A 22,934-nucleotide genomic window follows, 5' to 3' on the forward strand; every position below is an offset into this window, starting at 1 on the left:
GGCAGCGGCCCTCGGGCCGCTGCCTGAGAAGCGACGGTGCGTTTCTTCTTCATCGGCATATCCATGACTTTTACCTCTCATAATATGCCTCGCCCACAGAATTACGGATAGGTCCGGCCCGTGTTGTTATGCGGGCCAAGTCTAAGAAACGATCGACTTGCCTGCCAGGCACACGCGGTATCGAGCCTTTGATGCCATACATCTCATAAAATCTTATTAATTTCGAGGCCATTGCGAGCTTGTATTCGCGAGGCAGCGCCGCGCTTTGCGCGTTCTCCGTATCCGCTCGGGAACGAGGAGTCTCTTCGCAAAAAGAAATCCGGGCTTCGTATCCGCTCGGGAACGAAGCGCCTCGCGACGCGCATTTCAAATGCGGTCGCTTGCAGTTCAATTAAGCTGCCCTTCCACCGCGCGCCTACTCAAGCGTGAATCAAAATCTCCCAAATACCTCACCGTTCTCCAAACAAGAACAGTGATTTGAATCCATGTGGTATTCAACTCAGCAGGACAAGTCCCCATACTTGGTTCGTACACGGAGAGACCCTCCGTAAGTCAGCGAAACGCGCCTCCGCGTCAAAAGACTGCCAGGAACCAACCATAAGGACTGAAGCCCGCCATGAAGCTCTATCACCATCCCCTCTCCGGCCACTCCCACCGGGCGCGGCTTTTCTTGCACCTTCTTGCCCTCGATCACGAAGAAGAAGTCGTCGACCTCGCCGCCAACGCGCACAAGTCGCCTGAATTCCTGCGCCTGAATCGCTTCGGCCAAATCCCGGTGCTTACCGACGGCGATCACGTCATCGCCGATTCGAACGCCATCCTCGTCTACCTCGCGAAGAAAAGCGGCGATGCCCGCTGGCTCCCCGAAACGCCCCTCGAAGCGGCCCAGGTGCAACGCTGGCTCTCCGTTGCCGCAGGCCAGATCGCCTACGGCGCATGCGCGGCGCGTCTCGTCACCGTGTTCGGCCGGAAGTTCGATACCGAAGAAGTCATCGGCCGGGCGCACGCTTCGCTCGAAGTCATCGACGAAGAATTGCAGTCGCGCGACTGGATCGCCGATATCGGCAGCTCGCATCCGACCATCGCGGATGTCGCGCTCTACAGCTACATCTCCAGCGCGCCCGAAGGCAACGTCGATTTGTCCGGTTATCGCCATGTGAACGCGTGGCTGGCGCGCGTGGAAGCGCTGCCCGGATTCATCGAGTTCCAAAAGACGGCGGCCGGGCTGCGGGCCTGAGACGATCATGTCCTTCTCCAGTCCCGTCACGATGGACGCGCCGTGGCATCGCGGCGAAATCACGCTGCAGAAAACCGCGGGCGTCTACGAGCGCATGCAGGAACAAGGGCGGCGCGTGGTGCGCAGCTTCATGCCGGAGCAGCATCGGCAATTCTTCGCGCAGCTGCCGTTCATCGTCACGGGCGCGGTCGATCGAAACGGCGACGCCTGGGCCACGCTCCTCGCGGGCCGTCCCGGTTTTCTGCAAACGCCTGACGCGACGACTCTCGCCGTCAGGCATCCGCGCGACAAGAACGATCCTGCCGATGCCGGCATGAGCGATGGCGCATCGGTCGGCATGCTCGGCATCGAACTGCATACGCGGCGGCGTAATCGCATGAACGGCGTGATTCATCGCCATGGCGACCGCGCGTTCGAAGTGGCCGTCGAGCAGAGCTTCGGCAATTGCCCGCAATACATTCAACTGCGCGATTTCGCATTCGTGCGCGAGCCTTCCGAGCCTTCGAGCTCGAAGCCGGTCGAAGAAGATCCGCACTCGCCACGCGCAAGGGCGATGATCGAACGCGCCGACACCTTCTTCGTGGCATCGTATTACGACCGCGAAGACGGGCATCGTCAGGTGGATGTGTCGCATCGCGGCGGCAAGGCGGGTTTCGTGCGCATCTCCGACGATGGCGTGCTCACCATTCCCGACTTCGCGGGCAACCTCTTCTTCAACACGCTCGGCAATATTCTTGTGAACGGACGCGCCGGTCTGCTCTTCACGGACTTCGAAAGCGGCACGCTGCTGCAACTTACGGGCGACGCCGAAGTGCTCACCGATTCACCCGAAATCGCCGCGTTTCAAGGCGCGGAAAGGCTGTGGCGCTTCACGCCGCGTCGTGTCGTGCTGCGCGAGAATGCGCTGCCCTTGCGCTGGGCGCTGCGCCGCGAAGGCTTTTCGCCCAATGCGCTGATGACGGGCGACTGGGCGGAGGCATCCGAACGCATGAAGGCGGCCGCGCTCGCCAACGCGTGGCGGCCGTTCAGGGTGAGCCGCATCGTCGATGAAAGCGATGTCATCCGCTCTTTCCATCTGCAATCGGCGGATGGCGCGGGCATCGTGGCGCACGCGGCCGGCCAGCATTTGCCGATTCGCGCGCATCTTCCCGGCGAAGCGAAGCCGCTGATCCGCACGTACACGCTGTCGGTGGCGCCATCGGACGGGATGTATCGCATCAGCGTGAAGCGCGAAGGACGCGTGTCCGCGCATCTGCATGACACATTGAAAGTGGGCGATGTCGTCGAGGCGCGCGCGCCGGCGGGCGACTTCACCATCGACGCGCTGGAGCGACGCCCGGCCGTGCTGATCGCGGCGGGCGTCGGCATAACGCCGATGATCGCTATGCTGCGGCACGTCGTCTACGAAGGCCTGCGCAAGCGCCGCATCCGCCCGACGTGGCTGATCGTATCGGCGCGAACGCTCGCCAATCGCGCGTTCGCCGCCGAGATCGATGCACTCGTGCAAAGCGCAGGCGGCGCGGTGCGCATGATTCGCGTGCTGAGCGACCCGCAGGGCGCGACCTTCAAGGAAGATTACGAGGTGTCGGGGCGGATCGATATCGACTTGCTGACGAGCTTTCTGCCGTTCAACGACTACGAGTTCTATCTGTGCGGACCGGGCGCGTTCATGCAATCGCTCTACGATGGCTTGCGCGCGCTCAACGTGGCCGACACGCGCGTCCATGCCGAAGCCTTCGGTCCCGCATCGCTGCGACGCACCGCCGATCGCGGTATCGAGACGAAGCCGATGCCGCCAGCGGCAACGCAAGCCGTATCGGTGAGCTTCCTCAAGTCGGACAAGCGCGTGCAATGGTCGCCCGAAAGCGGCTCGTTGCTCGATCTGGCCGAAGCAAACGGCATCGACGCGGAGTTCAACTGTCGCGGCGGAACATGCGGCACGTGCAGGACGCGCATCAGGGAAGGCGCTGTGACCTATGCAAGCGAGCCCGCGTTTCATGTCGGCGACGACGAAGCCTTGATCTGCTGCGCGCTTCCCGCGGAACAAAGCGCGCCGCTGCTACTCGATCTCTAGATTGCGCGGCGCGCCAGCATGCCCGAGAATGCACGGCAACTTCCCAGCCCGCAGGCCGTGCGCCCCAACATGGATCGTTTCCAGGCAATGTCGACCTTCGTCACCGTGGTCGAAACCGGAGGCTTCGCGTCCGCCGCGCGCAAGCTCGAAGTGTCGCCATCGGTGGTGAGCCGCGTCGTCACGGAACTCGAAGAACGGCTTGGCGTGCGGCTGCTCACGCGCACCACACGCGTCGTGCGTCTCACCGACGCAGGCCGTGGCTACTTCGAGGACTGCCGCCGCATTCTCGGCGAACTCGACAGCGCCGACCTCGCCGCGACCGGCACCCATTCGTCGCCGCGTGGCGTCCTCGCCATCACCGCGCCAGTCATGTTCGGCCGACTGCATGTCATGCCGGTGATGCTCGACTACCTTTCGCGCTATCGGGAAGCGGACGCCAGTTGCTGGTTCGTCGACCGCGTGGTGAATCTCGTCGACGAAGGTATCGACGTGGCGGTGCGGATCGCGGAACTGCCGGACTCGTCGCTGCAGGCGATTCCCGTGGGCCACGTGCGGCGGGTGCTGTGCGCGTCGCCCGAATATCTCGATGAACACGGCACGCCGCAACATCCCGCCGACCTCGATGACCATACGATCATCACGTCCACCGGCTCCTCGACGCCGCCCGAATGGCGTCTTTACGAGGGCGAGCGGCATATCGTCGTGCGCGCGCGGCCGCGCCTTTCCACCACGACCAACGACTCGGCGATGGAAGCCGCGCTCGCGGGCTTCGGCATTGCGCGGCTGCTTTCTTATCAGATCGCGTCGCATCTGAACGAAGGCGCGCTCGTCACCCTTCTCGCCGATTTCGAACCGCCGCCGCTGCCGGTGCATCTCGTGCATCGTGAAGGGCGCCATGTCGCACAGAAGGTGCGCGCGTTTCTCGATCTCGCCGTGCCTGCGTTGCGCGCGAATCCATCGCTGAACTGGCGTTAGTTTTTGGTTGCGCGCGGCGGGCAAGACACGCGCGCTTCGAAGCTCGTCCGCTCGAATCGAACGGCCGTTAGCGCGCGCCCCGTGCAAAATGCCGGCAAACCATGCAACATAGCTCTCTCGACCGGATGTCACGGTCGCCGCGCTTCGGCTTTCCTGAACCTTCAACGGCTCACGCACCATGACGAATCAAACATCTTCCTCGAATGAACGCCCGCTCGACATGATCATCTTCGGCGGCGGCGGCGACCTTGCCGCACGCAAGCTGCTGCCCGCGCTCTACATGGCTCATTCGCATTGCAATCTGCCGCCCGACACGCGCATTCTCGCGATCGGCCGCAAGGACTGGACGCGCGAAGACTATCTGAAGAATTTCATGGAGAAGCAGTCGCGCCCGTTCATCGACGAAAAAGGCTTCGATGCGCAGTCGTGGGACAAATTCCTCGCGCTGTTCGATTACGTGCGCGTGGATGTCGAAAACCCGGACGACTTCCGCCGTCTCGCCGAAGCATCGCGCGAGAACGCGCAGCGCGTGTTCTATCTCTCGACCTCGCCGGAACTGTTCACCACCATCTGTGACAATCTCGCGGCAGCGGGTCTCGTGGACGAGCAGTCGCGCGTCGTGCTGGAAAAGCCGCTCGGCCACGATCTCGCCTCGGCGGTCGAGATCAACAACGCCGTCGGCAAGCGCTTCAAGGAAGAGCAGATTTATCGCATCGACCATTATCTCGGCAAGGAGACGGTCCAGAACCTGATGGTGCTGCGCTTTGGCAACGCCATCTTCGGTCCGCTGTGGCAAGCGCCTTATATCAAGAGCGTGCAGATCACGGTGTCGGAAACGGTGGGCGTGGGCAGCCGCGCGGGCTTTTACGACCACACCGGCGCGCTGCGCGACATGGTGCAGAACCACTTGCTGCAACTGCTGTGCATCGTGGCGATGGAACCTCCCGTCTCGCTCGATCCCGACGCCGTGCGCGACGAAAAGCTCAAGGTGCTGAAGTCGCTGCGGCCCATGTCGGTCGCGGATATCGCCCGCGACACCGTGCGCGGTCAGTATGCGGCGGGCGCGGTCGGCGGCGAGGCGGTAAAGGGCTATCTGCAGGAAGACAACGTGCCCGCCGAAAGCCGCGCCGAGACCTTCGTAGCATTGCGCGCGCATATCAACAACTGGCGCTGGGCCAACGTCCCGTTCTTTCTGCGCACCGGCAAGCGCATGCAGAACCGGCGCTCTGAGATCGTCATCGACTTTGCCGACTTGCCGTTCTCGATCATTCCGGCGGGTCCGCGTCATTACGGCAACCGGCTCACCATCACGTTGCAGCCGGAAGAATCAATCCAGTTGCAGATGATGGCGAAGGAACCCGGCAGCGGCATGCAAATGCTGCCCGTCAATCTGAACCTCGATCTGCAGCAGGCGTTCACCGAGCGCCGCGCGGAAGCGTATGAGCGTTTGCTGATCGACGTGATTCGCGGCCGTCTCACGCACTTCATGCGCCGCGACGAACTCGAAGCGGCTTGGGCGTGGGTCGAGCCCATTCTCAACGGCTGGAAGGAACTTGGCGACAAGCCGCGCGGTTATACGGCGGGAACGTTCGGCCCGGCGGCTTCATCGGCACTGATGGCGCGCGAGAATCTCGCGTGGGCCGAGGAAGCGTGATGCGTTGACTTCGCGCTGACTTCGCGGCGGGCGCTTTATCGCATCATCGAGCGAGCGCCCTGCCGCGCGGACCACGCCGTGCCGACCGCCATCACCCACGCGAGCACGACGATCCCGCACAGAATGCCGGACAGCCGCAGCACGGCGGGCATCGGGTCCGACGACCAATGGTGGTCCTGCACGAAGACCATGATGAACGCGATGCTGAACTGCCGCCCGACATAGCTCGCGCCCTGCGAGCCCGTCTGCACGTGACAGCCGAGCCACACGCCCGCGCACAGCGCGAGCATGCAGGCGAACGCGTTGTCGCCCAGCAGTGGCAAAAGCGCTAGGCTCACCGCTCCCGCCAGCAGACAGCCGACGAGCCGCTGCACCATGCGCTGCGTGACGGGTTTTTTCGTCGGCTTGTCCAGTGCGGATGCGGGCAAGATCAGCACGGCAACGGCCGTTACCATCGCCTGCGCGAAGCCGGGCAGATTCCACGCATACGCGAGCGCCGCGAGAATCATGATCGACCACGCGGACTGCCATGCCAGGCGCTTGCGCATGACGTTGGCAACGTGCTGCGCGTGCGCGGCTTCGAGCGCTTGCACGGCTTGCGCGGCATCGGAGGGAACGAGCGTGATGGCATGCGTGACGGCGAGGCTGTTGGCATTCACCCTGTCGGCCGTGGACGACGCCTGCGCGCCCGGCACGAGCGCCGCGCCACGCTTTTTCCGATAATGCTGCACGCCCGCGTGAAAGAGCGCCGACACGGCCACGCACGCCACGGTGCCGACGATCACCTCGACCACGCGCAGCACCGCGAACGAAGCCGTCGCCGATGCCGAATCGAGCCGATGCGCCTCGAACGTCACCATCAGCGCGGTCACCGCGCCGAGCACCCAGGCGTAGCCGGCATCCGAGACGAGCGCGCGAAACACCGAGAAGCCTGCGATCAACCCGAGCAGCGGCACGAAGAGCCACGGCACATCGCCGATGAGCGGCCCGGCCACCGCCCCGAGCAACGCGCCCGCCACCGTGCCGAGCACGCGATGCACGCCGCGTTGCGCGCACGCGGAGAACTTGGTCTGCATGACGGCGAAGCCGCTGATGGCGGCCCACCAGATGTGCGTCAAGTGAAACGCGTAGGCCAGCGCGACCGCGAGCGCCACCGAGAACATCGCCTGCGTGGCGAAGAGCGCGCGCTCGGGCGTCGGTTTGATCGCGATGAGTTCGCGGCCCAGCGAGACGAAGGCATCGCGCAGAACGGGCGCGAGCGCGTCCACGCCGCTCAGGGCGTCACGTTCGAGCGGCGGGGCGGCTCGGGTCGAGTTTTCGTTGGGCATTGTCCGAGCGTCTTCGAGGATGCACTTTGCAGCGTAGTCGCGATGCGGCCCGAGCGCAAAGGCAAGACAAAAAGACGGCGGATTGCGTCAGACCCGCGAAGTCAGCAGTCGAATGCCTGCAACTGCAAAGACGAGCGCGAGCGCGGCGTCGAGACCGCGCTGGATGCGCGTGTAGATGCGGCGCGCCGATGCCATCGAAAAAAGCGCGGCATAGCCGCCGAACACGCATACGCCGATACACAGACAGCCCGCGACGACCGCGAGCATGTGCGCGGTGCCCTCGCCCGCCGATGAGCCGAGCGCCGCCACCGACATCCATACGAGAATGGCCTTCGGATTGGTCAGATGCAGCAGCGCGCCGCGTGCATAGAGCTTGCGCGTGTCTGGTTGCCCAGTCGTTTCCACCGACGATGCACGGCGCGCCGGCCGCCACGCCGAGCGGCCCGACTTGAACGCGAGCCACAAGAGATACACGCCGCCACACAGCTTTACCGCGACGAGAAAGCCCGTGTATGCCGTCAACACGGCGGAAAGGCCGAGCGCGGCGAGCATCGCCCAGAAGAAGGAGCCGGAGATCACGCCCGCCGCGAAAGCGAACGCCGCGCGCCGGCCGGAAGTGCTCGCAATCGACATGATCGCGAGATTGCTCGGGCCGGGGCTTGCCGTGCCGACGAAATAAGCGGAATAGGCCAGCAGAAGGTTGGCGCTGACAAATGCGTGAGCAGACATGGAGTGGCTCCGGCGAGTCGAGTGTTTGCCGATGAGCGCGACTTTCGCGCCCGCCGATATTCTCGCCGACCGAAGCACCCCCGCACATGCACGATTCCCACGTGAACCGGCAGGCCAGTGCGTGATCAGTCCGCATAGCGCTCGATGCCATCCGCCAGCGCGTCGAACACGGCGCGGCAGCGCGGACTGCCGCGCAGATCTTCGTGCATCGTCACCCAGGTTTCGAGCTGAAACGTGAATATTTTCGGCAGCACGCGCACGAGCGACTCGTTGCGCCGGGCGAGCGCCACCTGACACATGCCGAGGCCCGCGCCCGCGCGGATCAGCGCAAGTTGCGCGAGGTCGCTGTCCGAGCGCAGGGCGAACGTATCGCGCGAAAATTCCGGCAGCGACTTGCTCGCTTCGCGTACGAAGGCGTTCGGCTGATCGAAACCGATGATCGCATGCCGATCCAGCGCCGCGACGTTGCGCGGCGTGCCATGCTTCGCGAGATAGTCGCGATGCGCGTGCAAGCCCACTTCGATCCGCCCGACGCGCCGCGCGACGAGTTGCGTCTGCTTCGGCCGCACCATGCGCACGGCGATGTCGGCTTCGCGTCTGAGCAGGTCCTGCACGCGATTGCTGAGGACGAGTTCGATCACGAGACGCGGATGCCGCTCGCGCAACGCCGCGAGAATGGGCGGCAACAGTTCGACGCCCACGACTTCGCTCGCCGATATCCGCACGGCGCCCTGCACGCTTGCGCCATCCGCATGACCCGTCGCGGCGCGTTCGAGCGATGCGGCCGTGCTGTGCATCGCCTCGGCATGCGCGCGCAGGTCGAGCGCGACATCGGTAGGTTGCAGGCCGGTTTGCGAGCGCGTGAACAAGCTTACGCGGAGCGCCTTTTCGAGCGCCTCGATATGCCGTCCCGCAGTAGGCTGCGTGATGCCGAGCGAACGCGCCGCGCCCGAAAGCGAACCTTCCTGCAAGACCGCCAAAAAAGTGCGGTACAGCTCCCAGCCAATACTCTCTGCCATACGAATTTGTATATCTGCTCAACGAGGTTAGGCAATTTTATTGTATCGCTGCACGGCACAGAATAAGGTCTTCGATCCATAAGAGGCGCAAGACATGACACACGGCGAACAGGCATTGGTGCTCGGGGCGAGCGGCGGAATTGGCAGCGAAGTGGCCCGGCAGCTGCGCGATGCGGGCTGGCGCGTGCGCGGCATGAAGCGGGGCGCACCCGACGCGCGGCCCGACGTGCACGGCATCGAATGGATTCAGGGCGATGCCATGAACCGCGCGGATGTCACGCGCGCCGCACGGGGCTGCGCGGTCATCGTGCATGCGGTGAATCCGCCGGGCTACAAGCGCTGGGCCGACTTCGTCTTGCCGATGATCGATCACACCATCGCCGCCGCGAAAGCCGAGGGCGCGACCATCGTGCTGCCGGGCACGGTGTACAACTTCGGGCCGGACGCGCTGCCCTTCATCGATGAGCGCGCGCCACAGCGTCCGCTCACGGAAAAAGGCGCGATACGCGTGGAGATGGAAGCGCGACTGGAACGCGCGAGCAAGGAAGGCGCGCGCGTGCTGATCGTGCGCGCGGGCGATTTCTTCGGGCCGAAAGCGGGCAACAACTGGTTTTCGCAGGGACTCGTGACGCCGGGCAAACCGGTCAGGAAAATCAGTTGTCCCGGTGCGCGCGGTGTCGGGCATGAATGGTCGTATCTACCCGATGTGGCGCGCACGATGATCGAGTTGCTTCGACGCCGCGATACGCTCGAACCCTTCGCGCGCTTTCACATGGGCGGACATTGGGACGAAGACGGCATGCAGCTCGCTCGTGCTATCCAGCGCGTCGCCGCGCGCAGCCGGCCGCGCATCGTCGGGTTTCCGTGGTGGTTGCTCGCGCTGGCATCGCCCTTCAATACGACGTTTCGAGAGCTGCGCGAGATGCGCTACTTATGGCGCACGCAGGTGCGCATGAACAATGCCTTGCTCGTCCATACGCTCGGCCACGAACCGCACACGCCGCTCGATGAAGCCGTCGAAGCCACGCTCGTCGGACTCGGCTGTCTCGATCTCGGCGAGCGCGCCTGACCGAAGCGCGGACTACTTCTGGGCGCAATGAAGCTCGGCTTCGTAAGCAGCCGAAGACGACGGCTCCCGAAAGCGCTCACCTTTAGACGCTCGAAAGCCGCCAAATCGATGGAAAAGCCCTTTGTTTTCAAGGCTCCGTGCCAACCGCGAGCATGCCTCCCGAATACCCTCACCTTTCGCGCTGATACACGTCATCCGCCTCGCACGCGCTAGCGGCTTTTTGCCTGCGCTATGCTGCCTTTCCTTCCAACGGCGATTGCAGGAGACAAGTCCATGAGCATTACCGCGCCCGCGCCCAAGCAGCAAAGCGACGCTTTTCCGCCGCAAGGTCTCACGCCCACGCGCGAGCAGATCATCCGGCATCTGCGGCATTCGAGCGTTATCGCCGAGCGTGCAACCTTGCTCGGTCATCATCCGTTCGGCGCGATCCTCGTCGGTCCTGACCAGGAAACCGTGATGATGGAGCAAGGCAATGTCGATACCGTGAATCACGCGGAGTCGGTGCTCGCGCGCGTCGCGGCGCTCAACTTCACGCCAGAGTACTTGTGGAGCTGCACGCTCTATACGTCCGTCGAGCCGTGCTGCATGTGCGCGGGAACCGCGTATTGGGCGAATATAGGACGCGTGGTGTATGGACTGACGGAAGCGCGTCTGCTGGAAGCCACCGGCAATCACGAAGAGAATCCGACCATGAGCGTCTCGTCACGCTACGTGTTCGATCACTGCCAGAAGCCCGTCGAACTGATCGGCCCGGTTGCCGAAGTAGAAGACGAGGTGCTACGCGTGCAACGCGAGTTCTGGGCCAAACGCTAGACAAGCCTCTTGCAGTGCAACATGAAGCAAGCAAGATGGATTGGCCGTCATGCGTTGACTGCATACATGAGCCGGGTTCATGCATGGATGAACATCGATCGTTTGTCATCGGATCGCGGCGGGGAGACTATAACGATAACGAGGCAACAAACATTGGAGACCCGCCATGAACGAAGTGCTCGAAAAACCCACATTGTCGATCGTCAAGGAAGGCAAGGTATCGATCTATCAGCCGGAGCAGGAAGGGCTGATCTTTCCTGAATTGCCGGAATTCAAGAATGCGGCCGAACATCGGCAGTATTTGAAAGAGCGGCTAGTGGGTGCATGTCGCGCGTTCGCGCTGCAAGGCTTCGATTACGGTTTCGCCGGGCATCTCACCGTGCGCGATCCGGAAAACCCGGGCCTGTACTGGACTAATCCGATGGCCATTCACTTTTCGCAAGTGAAGGTGTCGAATCTGATCTGCGCGGATCACAAGGGCACCGTCGTCGAGGGCAATCACGCGATCAATCGCGCCGGCTTCGTGTTGCATGCGGCCGTGCATGAGATGCATCAGGATATCGTCGCCATGTGCCACGCGCACACGCTCTACGGCACCGCGTTCGCGTCGCTCGGCAAAGCGCTCGAACCGATCTCGCAAGACGCGGCTGCGTTTTTTGAAGATCACGTCGTGATCGGCGAGGAAGCGGGCAAGGTTGCAGTGGAAGTGAAAGGTGGCAACAAAGTCGCGCTCGCGTTCAAGGGCGTGAAAGCCGCGATCCACCAGAACCACGGGCTGCTCACGGCGAGCCGCCACAGTATCGACTCCGCGGCGTTCTGGTTCATTGCGCTGGAGCGCTGCTGCCATCAGCAACTGATGATCGAGCAAACCGGCATCACGCCGAAGCTCGTCACGCCGGACCGCGCGCGTTATAGCCGCGAACACGTGGGCAGCGACTATATCGGCTGGCTGCACTTCCAGACTATCTGGAATGACCTCGTCGCCACGCAGCCGGACATGTTCGACTGATCAGATCACGTTGAGCATGTTCAACGCCGTCTCCTGAAGCGGCGGCAAGACCCGAGCGAGCGCAGCCTCGCTCGTTTCTTTTCCGATCGGCATATTTGCCGACAAAGCCGCGACCACCTGCCCGTGCCGGTTCTTCATCGGCACGGCGATCCCGCGCACGCCCACCTGCAATTGCTGTTCGATTGCAACGTAACCTTCCACGCGCGCCGCGCGAATCTTTTCGTACAACCTCTCCTTGTTGGTGATGGTGAGCGGCGTGAACGGCTTGAACTCCGTGGCGTCGAGCCACTTGCGCACCGCTTCCTCGTCCGGCTTGTGTGCGAGCAGAACGATGCCGCCCGACATCAACGCCGCCGGCACGCGCGCGCCGAGCACGAACCCGGTGGTCATGACGCGCGTCGAGCCGTTTCGCGCGATGATGACGAGATCCCACTCGTCCAGCACACTCACATACACTGATTCGTGGATCAGCGCGCTCAACTGCTGCAGATAAGGCTGCACGATACGCGGCAGCCGCGCCGAGTCGAAGTACGACCAGCCCACGCGCAACACGCGCGGCGTCAGGTTGAATAGCTTGCCATCGGTTTGCACGTAACCGAGATGTGCCAGCGTCAGCAAATAGCGGCGCGCGGCCGTGCGCGTCATGCCGGTGCGCACGGCGGCTTGCGTCGGCGTCATGCGAGCGTGCTGGTCGTCGAAGGCTTCGAGAATCGCTAGACCTTTCTCCAGTCCGGCGATCCAGTCGCGCTTGTCGAGTGTCGATGTTTTCGTCATGTTCGTTGCTCGAATGGGGCAGCCGGCGTGCGCTGACAAAGCCGAAAGGTCAGTGCTAACCCCCAATTCGGTCGATTATCGGACACACGCGTACGATTATCGCGCAAAATGCGTTATAAGTCGTTGCCGCGATCAGCCAGCGCTCTTATGCTCGAAACACTTCTGAGCGAGGCGTATTCCGGTGATCCGAATGCCCTGCCGCTCGGCCACGAGCAGCAGGCCAGAAAGCGGCGGCCTCGGTGGCAAACGGGTTCTACTCATAACCATTGTCGGAGACATTACATGGCTAGCCTTCAGGACGAAGCACACGGCGGCCGCCAGGCGAAGAAAGCGACGGCGAGCGGCTGGATCGGCTCGGCGCTCGAGTACTACGACTTCTTCATCTACGCCCAGGCGGCAGCGCTCATATTCCCGCAGTTGTTCTTTCCCTCGGGCAATCCGAAGGTGGCTATCGTCGCGTCGCTCGCGACTTACGGCGTGGGTTATGTCGCGCGTCCTATCGGCGCATTCGTGCTCGGCCATCTGGGCGACACCCACGGCCGTAAGAACGTCCTGTTGGTCTGCATGTTCCTGATGGGCTTTTCCACCATGGCCGTGGGCCTGTTGCCGACATATCACAGCGTCGGCATGCTCGCACCGACCTTGCTCGTGATCTTGCGTCTGGTTCAGGGCTTCGCCGTGGCCGGCGAAATCTCCGGCGCAAGCTCGATGATTCTCGAACACGCGCCTTTCGGACGACGCGGCTTCTTCGCGAGCTTCACGTTGCAAGGCGTGCAGGCGGGCCAAATTCTCGCCGCCGCCGTGTTCCTGCCGCTCGCGTACTTCATGCCGGAAGACACGTTCAACTCATGGGGCTGGCGCATCCCGTTCCTGCTGTCGGCGGGCGTGCTGGTCGCGGGTTACATCATCCGTCGCGAGGTTCACGAAACGCCGGCGTTCACGGCAGAAGGCAAGCATGGCGATCTGCCGAAGTCGCCGATCAAGGAAGCGTTCGCCAACAGCACGCCCGACATGCTGCGTGTGATCTGCATGGCGCTCATGAACGTCATTCCCGTGGTCGCCACGATCTTCGGCGCGGCTTACGCGGTGCAGGCTTCCTACGGCATCGGTTTCTCGAAGAGCGTGTATCTGTGGATTCCGGTCGCGGGCAACATCCTCGCCGTGCTGGTGATTCCGTTCGTCGGCAATCTGTCGGACAAGATCGGGCGCCGTCCGCCGATCATCGTCGGCGCTATCCTGTCGGGGCTGCTGTCGTTCGCTTATCTGTGGGCGATCAGCATCCACAACGTGCCGGTTGCCATCGTCATGTCGCTGCTGATGTGGGGTCTCGTGTATCAGGGCTATAACGCGATTTTCCCGAGCTTCTTCCCGGAACTGTTCCCGACGCGCTCCCGCGTTTCGGCCATGGCGATCGCGCAGAACATTGGCACCACCATTACCGCGCTCTTGCCCGCCCTCTTCGCAGCGGTCGCGCCGCCGGGATCGAACAATATTCCGATGACGGTCGGTTGCATCACGCTAGTGGTGACGATCATCGCGGCACTCGCGGCATGGTCGGCTCGCGAGACCTTCCGCGTTCGCCTGAACGATCTGGGCAAGCCGGACGCCGTGCCGATGACTCAGCAGGAATACGACCGTCAGCGCGCCGACTCCATGGCCGTGGAAAAAACCGCCAAGGCGCACGCCTGATCAGAAAGAACACGCGATGTTGGAGTGATTGCCGGGCTTTTCGAAGCCCGGCTTTTTTTCGTCCGGCACGAACTCATCTGTCGATACGCACGCCCGACAGACGCTCGCAAATGCCGATCAGGCGGTCCTGCATGGCTTCGTCGCGCGCGGCCGGATCGCACGAGCGCTCGCGCAGATGGAAGAAGTATCGGCCCGATACGCGCGCCTTGTCGTCGTCGCTGGCCGCGAGCCACGCTTGCGTGCGATGCGCCTTGTCCATGTCGTCGGGCGCGGAAGCGCCGCCCATCTTCGTCGGCACCCAGCCGGGTTCTAACGCGTTGGACAGCACATCCGGCCAGTAGCGCGCCACCGCCAGCGCGAGCAGCACGTCCATGAACTTGCTTTCGGCATACGCGAGCGAGCCGTTCCAGCGGCGTTGCGTCCATTCGATGTCGTCGAGATTCGCGGGCGTGCCGTGATGCATGCCGGAACTGAGATACACGAGCCGCGATGGCTTCTCGATCAGCGCCGTCAGCACGTACGGCGCGAGCACGTTGATGGCGAAGACATGCGGCAGGCCATCGACGGTTTCGATACGGCCCGGCTCGCGATACCCCACGCCCGCGTTATGAATGACGGCATCGAAATGTCCCAGCCGGTTGACTTGCTCTGCCACGCCGCGCACGGCTTCCAGACTCGCGAGATCGCCCGTGACGACGCCTTGCGCTTGCGGCAGGACAGTGAGTGCGTCCTCGGCGCGCGCCGCGTTGCGCGCATGCAGCACCACGGCATGCCCTTGTTCGATCAAAAGACGCGCGGCCATGTGACCGAGCCCGTCGCTCGATCCGGTGATGAAGATTCGTGACATGCAACGCTCCTATGGCGATTGATCCAAAGCCCATTCTGCGCGTGAAGGCGCTGCTTCGCGATAACATGAAAGCCATTTCATCGATGACGCGGAGGCATGAATGGCGGGCTTCAACGAACGCATCCTGAACGGCATCAGCGTGTTCGCGGCTATCGTCGATGCAGGCACGTTCGCCGCCGCGGGCAACCGTCTCGGCATGTCGCAGCCCGGCGTAAGCCGCGCCATCGCCCGCCTGGAAGCGCGTTTGAGAGTGCGGCTATTCGATCGCACGACGCGCAGCGTGTCGCTCACCGACGACGGCCGGCGCTTCTTCGAACAAGTCATGCCGCATCTAAACGGACTGGAAGAAGCGGCGGCCACCGCTTCGGGCGGCGCGACCGCCGTGCGCGGCCGGTTGCGCGTGAATGTCGATCCCATTTTCTCGCGCCTCGTGCTCGGGCCGAAGCTCTACGCGTTCATGGACGCGCACCCTGAGATCGAACTCGAACTGATCACGAGCGACCGCCTTGGCGACATGATCGCGGACGGCTTCGATCTGGCGATCCGTTTTGGCGAGCCGCGCGATTCGAGTCTCGTCGCTCGCAAGCTGCTCGACACGCCGGTGCGCACCGTGGCCGCGCCTTCATACATCGCGCGATGCGGACGGCCCGCGACACCGCAAGCGCTGGAAAGCGACGCGCATACGTGCGTCGAGTTTCGCGATCCTGAAACAGGGCGTCCGTTCGTGTGGGAGTTTCACCGCAAGAAGAAGCGCATGACCGTCGATACGCGCGGCCGCCTCACGCTCAACGATGTCGGCACCATGTTGAGCGCCAGCCTGTCGGGCTATTGCGTCGCTCAGATTCTCGAACTCGGCTCCGAGCATCTGTTCACGGAAGGCAAGTTGATCGACCTTTTTCCCGACTGGCCCGACGAGCGCTTCCCGCTGTACGCGTACTATCCGTCGCGGCATCATCCGCCCGCGAAGACGCGGGCGTTTCTCGATCTCGTGATTTCGCTTGCGCAGACGAAGTGAGGCCGTTCGTCATTCAGGCGAGCGCCACGGACTTTCCAGTGCGAGCGCTTTCGATGATAGCGGCCAGCGTCGCCGCGTTATCGAGACTCGCCTGCGCGTAGAACTCGATGGCCGCCGTATCGTGCGTGGCGACCATGCGGGCGAACGCTTCCGCCGTGAAGAAGAAGCCGCTGCCCGTGTCCGCCTGCACTACTTCGAACGGCACCGAATTGGGAATGCCGCGCCGCACGCGCAACTGGCTCGGCAGATAGCCATACGGATGCCCGTGCGTCAGATCGCTCGTATGGTTGAGATACTCGGTATCGATCGTGCCTTCGGAACCGATGATCGTCGCATATCGATGATTCGCGCCATCCATTGCGCAGGAGAGTTGCGCGCGGCGGCCATCGGCATAGATGAGCGTCGCCATGAGGCTGATGTCGACCTTGGTATCGGCCCACGTCGCCACGGCCTGCACGCTTTGCGGTGCGGTTCCGGTCACGAGGCGAATCAGGCTTAGCGGATAGCTGCCTGCATCGAGCAGCGCGCCGCCGCCGAGTTCCGGCTTCATGCGGATGTTCGCGCCCGGGTTCCCGACAGTGAAGCCGAAGTTCGCCTGAATGGCACGCACCGCGCCGATGGCGCCTTCGCCGATCAGCGACATCATCTGCGCGGTCTGCGGCTGGAAGTACCACGGGAAGGCTTCGAGCAACAGCACGTCGTTGCGCTCGGCGGCCTCGAACATGCTGGCGGCTTCGTCGCGGGACAACGCGAGCGGCTTCTCGCAGAGGACGTGCTTGCCGTGGTTTGCTGCCTTGATTGCCCATTCGGCATGCAGGCTGTTGGGCAAGGGAATGTAGATGGCATCGACATCGGGGCTGGCGAGCAGTGCTTCATAGCTGCCGAACCATGCGCCGATGTCGTTCGCTTCCGCGAATGCTTTTGCGTTGTCGTCGCTGCGGCTCGCCACTGCGACGATGCGCACGTTTTCGCTTGGCTGCACGTCACGCGTGAATTGCCTGGCGATATTGGCGCCGCCGAGAATACCGAGGCGCAAGGGCGATGAGGCTTGAATCGATGACAAGGCAGCTCCTTACTTGAACGAGAGAAATGAGTGGAATCGATCAGGAACCGTATCACAGCTTGACCGCGCGGCGCTTCATGTACGTGTGAAAGGTGAGGGTTTGCGGGATCGTGTGTTTGGGCGCCTCAATTGCCTGGATTTCGCTTCATTGGATGCGCTGCTCGAAACGCGTGAAGCGTTACTGCATAAGGACAAGCGGCATGACGCTTGTTTTGCTCACGCTCCGCGTATGGACGCGCTCTTCGACCAAAGGTGAGCGTTTTCGGGGAGCATGTCTGCAGACAATTAGCGCGATAACCTTAGGCGCCCTTGGGCTTATCGCTTAAGCTCAGGATGAAGCGTAAGGCGTGTTGCCCGTGCAAACACAGAGAGTCGTTGGCGTATGAAGTCGTTGAAACTGCAGGAAATGTCTGGATGGGCCCACGTGTGCACGTCGGAGAACGTGCCGTGCGAAGCGGCGCGCGCCGTTTCGTATGGAGATAGACGACTCGTCGTGTGGCGCGATGGCGAAGGCGGCATCCATGTCTGGGACGATGCTTGCCCGCATCGAGGCAATGAACTGTCGACAGGACGCGTGACGGGCGGGTTGATCACGTGCGCATCGCATGGATGGCGCTTCGATAGCAACGGTCAGCATGTGCGACCGCTGACGGTCGCATCGTCGTGCCGCGATGACTCTTACGCGAGAACATATGAAGCGCGCGAACACGACGGCACGATTCTCGCGATGCTTTAAGGGCCGCGGTATCAGCGAAAGAGCGGTGACGAATCCACATCCGCGAGCTTCGACAACTCTTCGCCACGTTCGTCGCATGCCTGCCGGATCTGGCCGCCGTAGCCAATCCATATCGCGAACGATGCCACCGACGCGCTGCCGAGCAGCATGAACGCAACCGGATAGCCGAACAGGTGCGCGAGCCATCCGCCAATAAGCGGACTCAGACACGCGCCCGCCGCCTGAACGCCCTGCACCGCGCCCTGTCCCAGATTCACGCGACCGCTGCCATGCAGAAGATGTACGACAAGCGCCGGCACGGCCACGCTTTGCAAACCGGCGCCAATGCCGTCGAGAATCTGCACGGGAAGAATGCCCCATGGCGGCTCTAACCACGCTGCCGTCACCGCGCGCAACGGCAAGGTCAGAAGCGTGACGAGAATGATCCACCAGAAGCCGAAGCGCCGCGTCAGACGGCTCGCGAAAGCCGCCGCCAACAACATGACGACCTGCGCGATCACGATATTCGCCGCCGTGATCTGGCTTGCGCCCGCTTTGTGTGTCGATGCGACCGCAAGACTGTAGAGCGGCAGCATCGCCGAATTGCCGAGGTTGAACGCGGCAAGCGCGATGGCCAGCAGGAGCAAGGGCCGATTGCGCACGAGGATACTCGCGCTGTCGGTTTGTACCGGCGCGTTGTCGTCGTTGTCATCGCGAGCAATACCGCGTGCGTGATGCCTATGCACGGAACGCGCGGGAATCAGGAACGCAGTAAGCATGCAGCCCACGCCGAAAGCCGCGCTCAAGGCAAACACATAGACGATGCCAAGCCACGCGCCAAGCCATCCAGAAAGCAAGGCAGCAGCAATATTGCCCGCATGATTCGCCACCTGATTGCGGCCGAATTGCCGGTCGAAGTTTTGTCTCCCGACGATGCCAAGCGTCAGCCCCGCCAGGGCCGGTCCCATGGCGGCGCCCGCCACTGCCGTGGCGATCTGCGAAAGCGTGACAGGCCAGAAGCCTTGGCCCAGCCAGATGATCACCGCCGCCAGCACCGTCAGCGCGCCGCCCGCGGCCACGATGCTGCGGCGGCGCGTGGTGGCGTCGACGAGCGCGCCCGCGGGCGCCGTCACCAACATGCCGACGATGCCCGCGATGGTCAGCACCGTGCCGATCTTTTCCGACGTCCAGCCATTGGCCAGCAGATAGATGCCAAGGAACGGCCCGACGCCGGCTTGTACATCCGCTGCAAAGAAACTGACGGCGATTAGAGGAAAAGTCGGCTTCACGCGATAAACCGCCGCGATGCAGGCAGTTCGAGGTCAGGCGGATAAGCGCAGGTCACTTGCTGATCTCCCGTAGTTGGCGGTCGAGGAGCAAAGTTCGCGCCAGTGATCGGTCGTCGCGCATCCGCCAGACACGTCTCGCCCCGCGACGGTACGCCGATTGCTCGAACAATGACGATGCAATCGAACCATCGCGACCAGGTGACGAAATGAAGCGCACTGCCCTGCCGACACTCATCCTCGCCATCGCGATGGTCTCGCTCATAACCGGCTGCAAGCGCAACACGGACACAGCCGCTTCGACCACGCCCACATCTTCCGCGCCCGCAGCGGCAAGCTTCCCTGCGACGGCCGCGAGCGATACGCCGGGCGGCGCCAGCCAGTAAGCCATACGGCTCGAATGCGGCACAACGAATGCTTATCGGATTTTCAAAGTTCATCGACCTCCACGAATCATGAAAGAGCCAGTTTCCGGACGAGCCAAGCTCGTGCTGTTCCCGCACAAGAAGGATCGCAATGCAAAGCCGGGTTTGACCGATGACGACTACGCGATTTACGCGTCGTATCGGCCGCATGTGGGAGGCGGTTATGTCGGCACGCTGAAAGTCGTGCGCTTGACGGATGCCCGCTTGCTCTTTCCCTTCGAGGGCGCGGAAGATATTGGCCCGTTCGATTCGAAGCAGACGGCAAAAGATGCTGCCGTGCTGCGCGGCCGGGAAATCGTCCAGGCCGATTTGCAGGTTCCCGAGCTTTAAACGCAGCATTCTTTATCTCTGCTACGTTGCGACATCGCGACGTACGCGTGCGCTTTTTGCTTCGTCATCCGGAGAAAAATTCCATGTCCACTACTGTCGGCGATTTTCTGATCGACCGTCTGCACGCCTGGGGCGTGCGCCGTATTTATGGCTATCCCGGCGACGGAATCAATGGCGTCTTCGGCGCCATGAATCGCGCGAAAGGCAAGATCGAATTCATTCAGGCGCGGCACGAGGAAATGGCCGCGTTCATGGCATCCGCACATGCGAAGTTCACGGGCGAGCTGGGCGTGTGCATCGCGACATCGGGACCGGGCGCGGCGCATCTGATCACCGGCCTTTACGATGCGCGGCTCGATCACATGCCAGTGCTCGCCATCGTCGGACAGCAGGCGCGCGCCGCGCTTGGCGGCCATTATCAGCAGGAAGTCGATCTGAGCGCGTTGTTCAAGGATGTTGCGGGCGCGTTCGTGCAACAGGCGAGCGTGCCTTCGCAGATACGGCATCTCGTCGATCGCGCGGTGCGCATCGCCATTGCCGAGAAGCGCGTGACCGCCCTCATCCTGCCGAACGATCTGCAGGACCTCGACTATGAAGCGCCCGGCCGCAAACACGGCACCTTGCATTCGGGCGTGGGCTATCGCGCGCCGAAGACCGTGCCGTATCCCGCTGACTTGCAGCAAGCCGCCAATGTGCTCAACGCCGGCAAGAAGGTCGCGATACTCGTCGGCGCGGGCGCGTTGCAGGCAACCGATGAAGTCATCGCCATTGCGGAAAAACTCGGCGCGGGCGTGGCCAAGGCGCTGCTGGGCAAGGCTGCATTGCCGGACGATTTGCCTTTCGTGACCGGTTCCATCGGCTTGCTCGGCACCGAGCCGAGCTACAAGCTCATGACCGGATGCGACACGCTGCTCATGATCGGCTCGGGTTTCCCTTATGCCGAATTCCTGCCGAAGGAAGGCGCGGCGCGCGGCGTGCAGATCGACCTGAAGGCGGACATGCTGAGCATTCGCTACCCGATGGAAGTCAACCTCGTCGGCGATAGCGCTGAAACCTTGCGCGCACTTCTGCCCTTGCTTGAAGAGAAGACGGATCGCGCGTGGCGCAAGGACATAGAAGGATGGATGAGCGACTGGTGGAAGACGCTCGAAAAGCGCGCGCTCGAGCCCGCTACAACCGGCGTGAACCCGCAGCGCACCGTGTGGGAATTGTCGCCGCGCGTGCCGTCGAATGCCATTGTCACGAGCGATTCCGGCTCGTGCGCGAACTGGTATGCGCGCGACCTCAAGGTGAAGCGCGGCATGATGTGCTCGCTCTCGGGCGGCCTTGCATCGATGGGCGCGGCCGTGCCCTACGCCATCGCGGCGAAGTTTGCGCATCCCGAGCGGCCGGTGATCGCGCTCGTCGGCGACGGCGCCATGCAGATGAACAACATGGCCGAACTCATCACCGTGGCGAAGTACTGGAAACAATGGTCCGATCCGCGCTGGATCTGTCTCGTGCTCAACAACCAGGACCTGAATCAGGTGACATGGGAGCAGCGCGTGATGGAAGGCGACCCGAAGTTCGAGGCATCGCAGGACATTCCATCGGTGCCGTATCACAAGTTCGCCGAGATGATCGGCCTCAAAGGCTTGTATGTAGACGATGCCGAACGCATGGCCGCCGTGTGGGATGAGGCATTTGCATCGGACCGGCCTGTCGTGATCGAAGTCAAGGCCGATCCCAATGTGGCGCCGCTGCCGCCGCATATCACGCTGCAGCAAGCGAAGGCGTTCGCGACCACACTCTTGAAGGGCGATCCAAACCAGGGCAACGTGATCGTCGATACCGCGCGGCAAGTCCTGGGCGCTGTGCTGCCGGGGCATCGGGACAAATAGCTTTCGATGCGACGTGATGCATTGCGGCGGCATAACCGTTGCTGCGTTATTCGTGTAACCGTTGCAACTGTGCGGCCGACCTTCGGCGCACTGATCCTCGATCGGGAGTAAAGAAATGAATAGCGAACCTTCGGACCCGGTGGAACGCGCGGACCAGCGCCGCGAAGCGACTGGCGAAGGCGACGTGAAGGAGAAGGCCGACGGCACGATCGAACAGCGCGAACACGGAAACATGGATGCATCGCTGGTCCCGAAGGGCAAGGACCATCCGGAGCAAGGGCCTTACACGCCGGAGAACGATCATATCGATCCCGATGTCGATCCGGACGCCGGGCCCGATCATCCATCGAGCAAGCGCGATTCGGAAGCGTGAGTCTTATCGAAAAGGAGAGATGCCATGAAGATCAGCAAGCAACTCGTTCTATGCGCACTCATGTCGGGATTGTCCGGCGCGGCGGTCGCGCAAAGCGCGCAGACACAGCCGGGTGCGAGTCATGGTCCGGCCAGCCCCGGACAGGTCAATAGCGATATGACTCGTTCGGGCACCGCCGATATCACTACTGGTAAATCGGCAACGGGTGGGTCCTATAACGGCACGAGTGCCGCGGGTCGTGGCACAAATCAGGGCTCGGGCGGCATGCAGCCTCGCGTAACCGGATCGGGCGGCGGTAGTTCGAATGGTGCAACGAGTCCTTCAACCAACGGCGGCGGTGGACAGGGCTTCTGATAACCGATCGCTTGCGCAATGCGGCGGTGTTCGATGGTTCGGACACCGCCGCTTTTTTTATTACGCGCTTGAGGAAGTTATGCGGTGTGGACCGCATAACGATTGCCATTGAATCTTTCGATAACCATCGAATTAACTTTCAACTAGCATTCGTTTCGAGTGCTATACCGTGCTCATAAGTGCGTTCGATGTGCTTCCAATTAGTTAGGATGCCGACTATTTTCACGATTTTCCCGTTGCTGATCGATGCATTTCTCCCATTGCGGCAAGGCAAAA

The 22,934-nt window shown here is 62.6% G+C and carries 22 protein-coding genes; 15 read left to right on the forward strand and 7 right to left on the reverse strand.

The window, feature by feature from the left end; all coding sequences use genetic code 11:
• The first annotated feature begins 616 nt into the window (after positions 1–616).
• The 4 genes from NCR98_RS13965 (at position 617) to zwf (ending at position 5,940) form a co-directional block, all read left to right on the forward strand.
• A complete protein-coding gene (locus NCR98_RS13965; protein WP_250492989.1) occupies positions 617–1,237 on the forward strand; it encodes a glutathione S-transferase family protein in 621 nt (206 codons plus the stop codon).
• A 7-nt stretch (positions 1,238–1,244) separates the two neighbouring features.
• The gene (locus NCR98_RS13970) at positions 1,245–3,311 is read left to right on the forward strand and encodes a 2Fe-2S iron-sulfur cluster-binding protein (RefSeq protein ID WP_250526452.1); all 2,067 of its coding nucleotides are present in this window, start codon (positions 1,245–1,247) and stop codon (positions 3,309–3,311) included.
• 69 nt (positions 3,312–3,380) lie between these two features.
• On the forward strand, positions 3,381–4,286 hold the full coding sequence (locus tag NCR98_RS13975; protein WP_250526532.1) for a LysR family transcriptional regulator: 906 nt from the start codon (positions 3,381–3,383) through the stop codon (positions 4,284–4,286).
• Between the two features lie 178 nt (positions 4,287–4,464).
• Positions 4,465–5,940 carry a glucose-6-phosphate dehydrogenase gene (zwf, locus tag NCR98_RS13980; protein WP_244828944.1) on the forward strand — a complete coding sequence of 492 codons (1,476 nt, stop codon included), beginning with the start codon at positions 4,465–4,467 and terminating at the stop codon, positions 5,938–5,940.
• Between the two features lie 35 nt (positions 5,941–5,975).
• On the opposite strand, the gene NCR98_RS13985 is transcribed toward zwf, so the two are convergent.
• From NCR98_RS13985 to NCR98_RS13995, 3 genes are all read right to left on the reverse strand, one after another.
• Positions 5,976–7,268 carry an FUSC family protein gene (locus NCR98_RS13985; RefSeq protein WP_250526453.1) on the reverse strand — a complete coding sequence of 431 codons (1,293 nt, stop codon included), beginning with the start codon at positions 7,266–7,268 and terminating at the stop codon, positions 5,976–5,978.
• A gap of 87 nt (positions 7,269–7,355) precedes the next feature.
• Positions 7,356–7,997: a LysE family translocator gene (locus NCR98_RS13990; RefSeq protein ID WP_250467684.1), complete on the reverse strand. Its 642-nt coding sequence runs from the start codon at positions 7,995–7,997 to the stop codon at positions 7,356–7,358.
• Between the two features lie 125 nt (positions 7,998–8,122).
• Positions 8,123–9,016: a LysR family transcriptional regulator gene (locus NCR98_RS13995; RefSeq protein ID WP_250467685.1), complete on the reverse strand. Its 894-nt coding sequence runs from the start codon at positions 9,014–9,016 to the stop codon at positions 8,123–8,125.
• 94 nt (positions 9,017–9,110) lie between these two features.
• Between NCR98_RS13995 and NCR98_RS14000 the strand changes: the two genes are divergently transcribed.
• The 3 genes from NCR98_RS14000 (at position 9,111) to NCR98_RS14010 (ending at position 11,907) form a co-directional block, all read left to right on the forward strand.
• Positions 9,111–10,085 (forward strand): NAD-dependent epimerase/dehydratase family protein, encoded by a 975-nt coding sequence (locus NCR98_RS14000; protein WP_250526454.1) that lies wholly within the window; start codon positions 9,111–9,113, stop codon positions 10,083–10,085.
• A gap of 273 nt (positions 10,086–10,358) precedes the next feature.
• Positions 10,359–10,898, forward strand: coding sequence for a nucleoside deaminase (locus NCR98_RS14005; RefSeq protein ID WP_250526455.1), 540 nt, complete (start codon positions 10,359–10,361; stop codon positions 10,896–10,898).
• A 166-nt stretch (positions 10,899–11,064) separates the two neighbouring features.
• Positions 11,065–11,907 (forward strand): class II aldolase/adducin family protein, encoded by an 843-nt coding sequence (locus NCR98_RS14010; protein ID WP_250467688.1) that lies wholly within the window; start codon positions 11,065–11,067, stop codon positions 11,905–11,907.
• Here the strand turns inward: NCR98_RS14010 and NCR98_RS14015 are convergent, their stop codons facing one another.
• Complete coding sequence (locus tag NCR98_RS14015; RefSeq protein ID WP_244828951.1) at positions 11,908–12,681, reverse strand: IclR family transcriptional regulator domain-containing protein; 774 nt, start codon at positions 12,679–12,681, stop codon at positions 11,908–11,910.
• A gap of 282 nt (positions 12,682–12,963) precedes the next feature.
• Between NCR98_RS14015 and NCR98_RS14020 the strand changes: the two genes are divergently transcribed.
• The gene (locus tag NCR98_RS14020; protein WP_250467689.1) at positions 12,964–14,370 is read left to right on the forward strand and encodes an MFS transporter; all 1,407 of its coding nucleotides are present in this window, start codon (positions 12,964–12,966) and stop codon (positions 14,368–14,370) included.
• A gap of 73 nt (positions 14,371–14,443) precedes the next feature.
• Here the strand turns inward: NCR98_RS14020 and NCR98_RS14025 are convergent, their stop codons facing one another.
• Positions 14,444–15,217 (reverse strand): SDR family NAD(P)-dependent oxidoreductase, encoded by a 774-nt coding sequence (locus tag NCR98_RS14025; protein ID WP_250526456.1) that lies wholly within the window; start codon positions 15,215–15,217, stop codon positions 14,444–14,446.
• A gap of 100 nt (positions 15,218–15,317) precedes the next feature.
• Between NCR98_RS14025 and NCR98_RS14030 the strand changes: the two genes are divergently transcribed.
• Positions 15,318–16,232, forward strand: a complete 915-nt coding sequence (locus NCR98_RS14030) for a LysR family transcriptional regulator (RefSeq protein ID WP_250492997.1) — start codon at positions 15,318–15,320, stop codon at positions 16,230–16,232.
• A 13-nt stretch (positions 16,233–16,245) separates the two neighbouring features.
• Here NCR98_RS14030 and NCR98_RS14035 read toward each other — a convergent pair whose 3' ends face one another.
• Positions 16,246–17,295, reverse strand: a complete 1,050-nt coding sequence (locus NCR98_RS14035) for a Gfo/Idh/MocA family protein (protein WP_250526457.1) — start codon at positions 17,293–17,295, stop codon at positions 16,246–16,248.
• A gap of 382 nt (positions 17,296–17,677) precedes the next feature.
• On the opposite strand from NCR98_RS14035, the gene NCR98_RS14040 reads away from it, so the two are divergent.
• Entirely contained in the window at positions 17,678–18,031 is a 354-nt protein-coding gene (locus NCR98_RS14040) for a Rieske 2Fe-2S domain-containing protein (RefSeq protein ID WP_250467693.1), read from the forward strand.
• 11 nt (positions 18,032–18,042) lie between these two features.
• Here NCR98_RS14040 and NCR98_RS14045 read toward each other — a convergent pair whose 3' ends face one another.
• Entirely contained in the window at positions 18,043–19,299 is a 1,257-nt protein-coding gene (locus NCR98_RS14045; protein WP_250526458.1) for an MFS transporter, read from the reverse strand.
• A 206-nt stretch (positions 19,300–19,505) separates the two neighbouring features.
• Between NCR98_RS14045 and NCR98_RS14050 the strand changes: the two genes are divergently transcribed.
• The 5 genes from NCR98_RS14050 (at position 19,506) to NCR98_RS14070 (ending at position 22,658) form a co-directional block, all read left to right on the forward strand.
• Positions 19,506–19,682, forward strand: coding sequence for a hypothetical protein (locus tag NCR98_RS14050; RefSeq protein WP_250493000.1), 177 nt, complete (start codon positions 19,506–19,508; stop codon positions 19,680–19,682).
• A gap of 69 nt (positions 19,683–19,751) precedes the next feature.
• The gene (locus NCR98_RS14055; protein ID WP_244828959.1) at positions 19,752–20,051 is read left to right on the forward strand and encodes a DUF6723 family protein; all 300 of its coding nucleotides are present in this window, start codon (positions 19,752–19,754) and stop codon (positions 20,049–20,051) included.
• A gap of 83 nt (positions 20,052–20,134) precedes the next feature.
• The gene (locus NCR98_RS14060) at positions 20,135–21,931 is read left to right on the forward strand and encodes a thiamine pyrophosphate-requiring protein (RefSeq protein WP_250526459.1); all 1,797 of its coding nucleotides are present in this window, start codon (positions 20,135–20,137) and stop codon (positions 21,929–21,931) included.
• Between the two features lie 115 nt (positions 21,932–22,046).
• Positions 22,047–22,304, forward strand: coding sequence for a hypothetical protein (locus NCR98_RS14065; RefSeq protein WP_250526460.1), 258 nt, complete (start codon positions 22,047–22,049; stop codon positions 22,302–22,304).
• A 24-nt stretch (positions 22,305–22,328) separates the two neighbouring features.
• Positions 22,329–22,658: a hypothetical protein gene (locus tag NCR98_RS14070; RefSeq protein ID WP_250526461.1), complete on the forward strand. Its 330-nt coding sequence runs from the start codon at positions 22,329–22,331 to the stop codon at positions 22,656–22,658.
• The last annotated feature ends 276 nt before the right edge of the window (positions 22,659–22,934 follow it).

The organism is Caballeronia sp. GAWG2-1 (assembly GCF_023631405.1).
Classification (GTDB): Bacteria; Pseudomonadota; Gammaproteobacteria; order Burkholderiales; family Burkholderiaceae; genus Caballeronia.

What these genes read in the sequence shown, in the direction of transcription:
- NCR98_RS13965 (WP_250492989.1), top strand. Translation starts at nt 617, where the DNA reads ATGAAGCTCTATCACCATCCCCTCTCCGGCCACTCCCACCGGGCGCGG.
- NCR98_RS13970 (WP_250526452.1), top strand. Translation starts at nt 1,245, where the DNA reads ATGTCCTTCTCCAGTCCCGTCACGATGGACGCGCCGTGGCATCGCGGC.
- NCR98_RS13975 (WP_250526532.1), top strand. Translation starts at nt 3,381, where the DNA reads ATGGATCGTTTCCAGGCAATGTCGACCTTCGTCACCGTGGTCGAAACC.
- zwf (WP_244828944.1), top strand. Translation starts at nt 4,465, where the DNA reads ATGACGAATCAAACATCTTCCTCGAATGAACGCCCGCTCGACATGATC.
- NCR98_RS13985 (WP_250526453.1), bottom strand. Translation starts at nt 7,268, where the DNA reads ATGCCCAACGAAAACTCGACCCGAGCCGCCCCGCCGCTCGAACGTGAC.
- NCR98_RS13990 (WP_250467684.1), bottom strand. Translation starts at nt 7,997, where the DNA reads ATGTCTGCTCACGCATTTGTCAGCGCCAACCTTCTGCTGGCCTATTCC.
- NCR98_RS13995 (WP_250467685.1), bottom strand. Translation starts at nt 9,016, where the DNA reads ATGGCAGAGAGTATTGGCTGGGAGCTGTACCGCACTTTTTTGGCGGTC.
- NCR98_RS14000 (WP_250526454.1), top strand. Translation starts at nt 9,111, where the DNA reads ATGACACACGGCGAACAGGCATTGGTGCTCGGGGCGAGCGGCGGAATT.
- NCR98_RS14005 (WP_250526455.1), top strand. Translation starts at nt 10,359, where the DNA reads ATGAGCATTACCGCGCCCGCGCCCAAGCAGCAAAGCGACGCTTTTCCG.
- NCR98_RS14010 (WP_250467688.1), top strand. Translation starts at nt 11,065, where the DNA reads ATGAACGAAGTGCTCGAAAAACCCACATTGTCGATCGTCAAGGAAGGC.
- NCR98_RS14015 (WP_244828951.1), bottom strand. Translation starts at nt 12,681, where the DNA reads ATGACGAAAACATCGACACTCGACAAGCGCGACTGGATCGCCGGACTG.
- NCR98_RS14020 (WP_250467689.1), top strand. Translation starts at nt 12,964, where the DNA reads ATGGCTAGCCTTCAGGACGAAGCACACGGCGGCCGCCAGGCGAAGAAA.
- NCR98_RS14025 (WP_250526456.1), bottom strand. Translation starts at nt 15,217, where the DNA reads ATGTCACGAATCTTCATCACCGGATCGAGCGACGGGCTCGGTCACATG.
- NCR98_RS14030 (WP_250492997.1), top strand. Translation starts at nt 15,318, where the DNA reads ATGGCGGGCTTCAACGAACGCATCCTGAACGGCATCAGCGTGTTCGCG.
- NCR98_RS14040 (WP_250467693.1), top strand. Translation starts at nt 17,678, where the DNA reads ATGAAGTCGTTGAAACTGCAGGAAATGTCTGGATGGGCCCACGTGTGC.
- NCR98_RS14050 (WP_250493000.1), top strand. Translation starts at nt 19,506, where the DNA reads ATGAAGCGCACTGCCCTGCCGACACTCATCCTCGCCATCGCGATGGTC.
- NCR98_RS14055 (WP_244828959.1), top strand. Translation starts at nt 19,752, where the DNA reads ATGAAAGAGCCAGTTTCCGGACGAGCCAAGCTCGTGCTGTTCCCGCAC.
- NCR98_RS14060 (WP_250526459.1), top strand. Translation starts at nt 20,135, where the DNA reads ATGTCCACTACTGTCGGCGATTTTCTGATCGACCGTCTGCACGCCTGG.
- NCR98_RS14065 (WP_250526460.1), top strand. Translation starts at nt 22,047, where the DNA reads ATGAATAGCGAACCTTCGGACCCGGTGGAACGCGCGGACCAGCGCCGC.
- NCR98_RS14070 (WP_250526461.1), top strand. Translation starts at nt 22,329, where the DNA reads ATGAAGATCAGCAAGCAACTCGTTCTATGCGCACTCATGTCGGGATTG.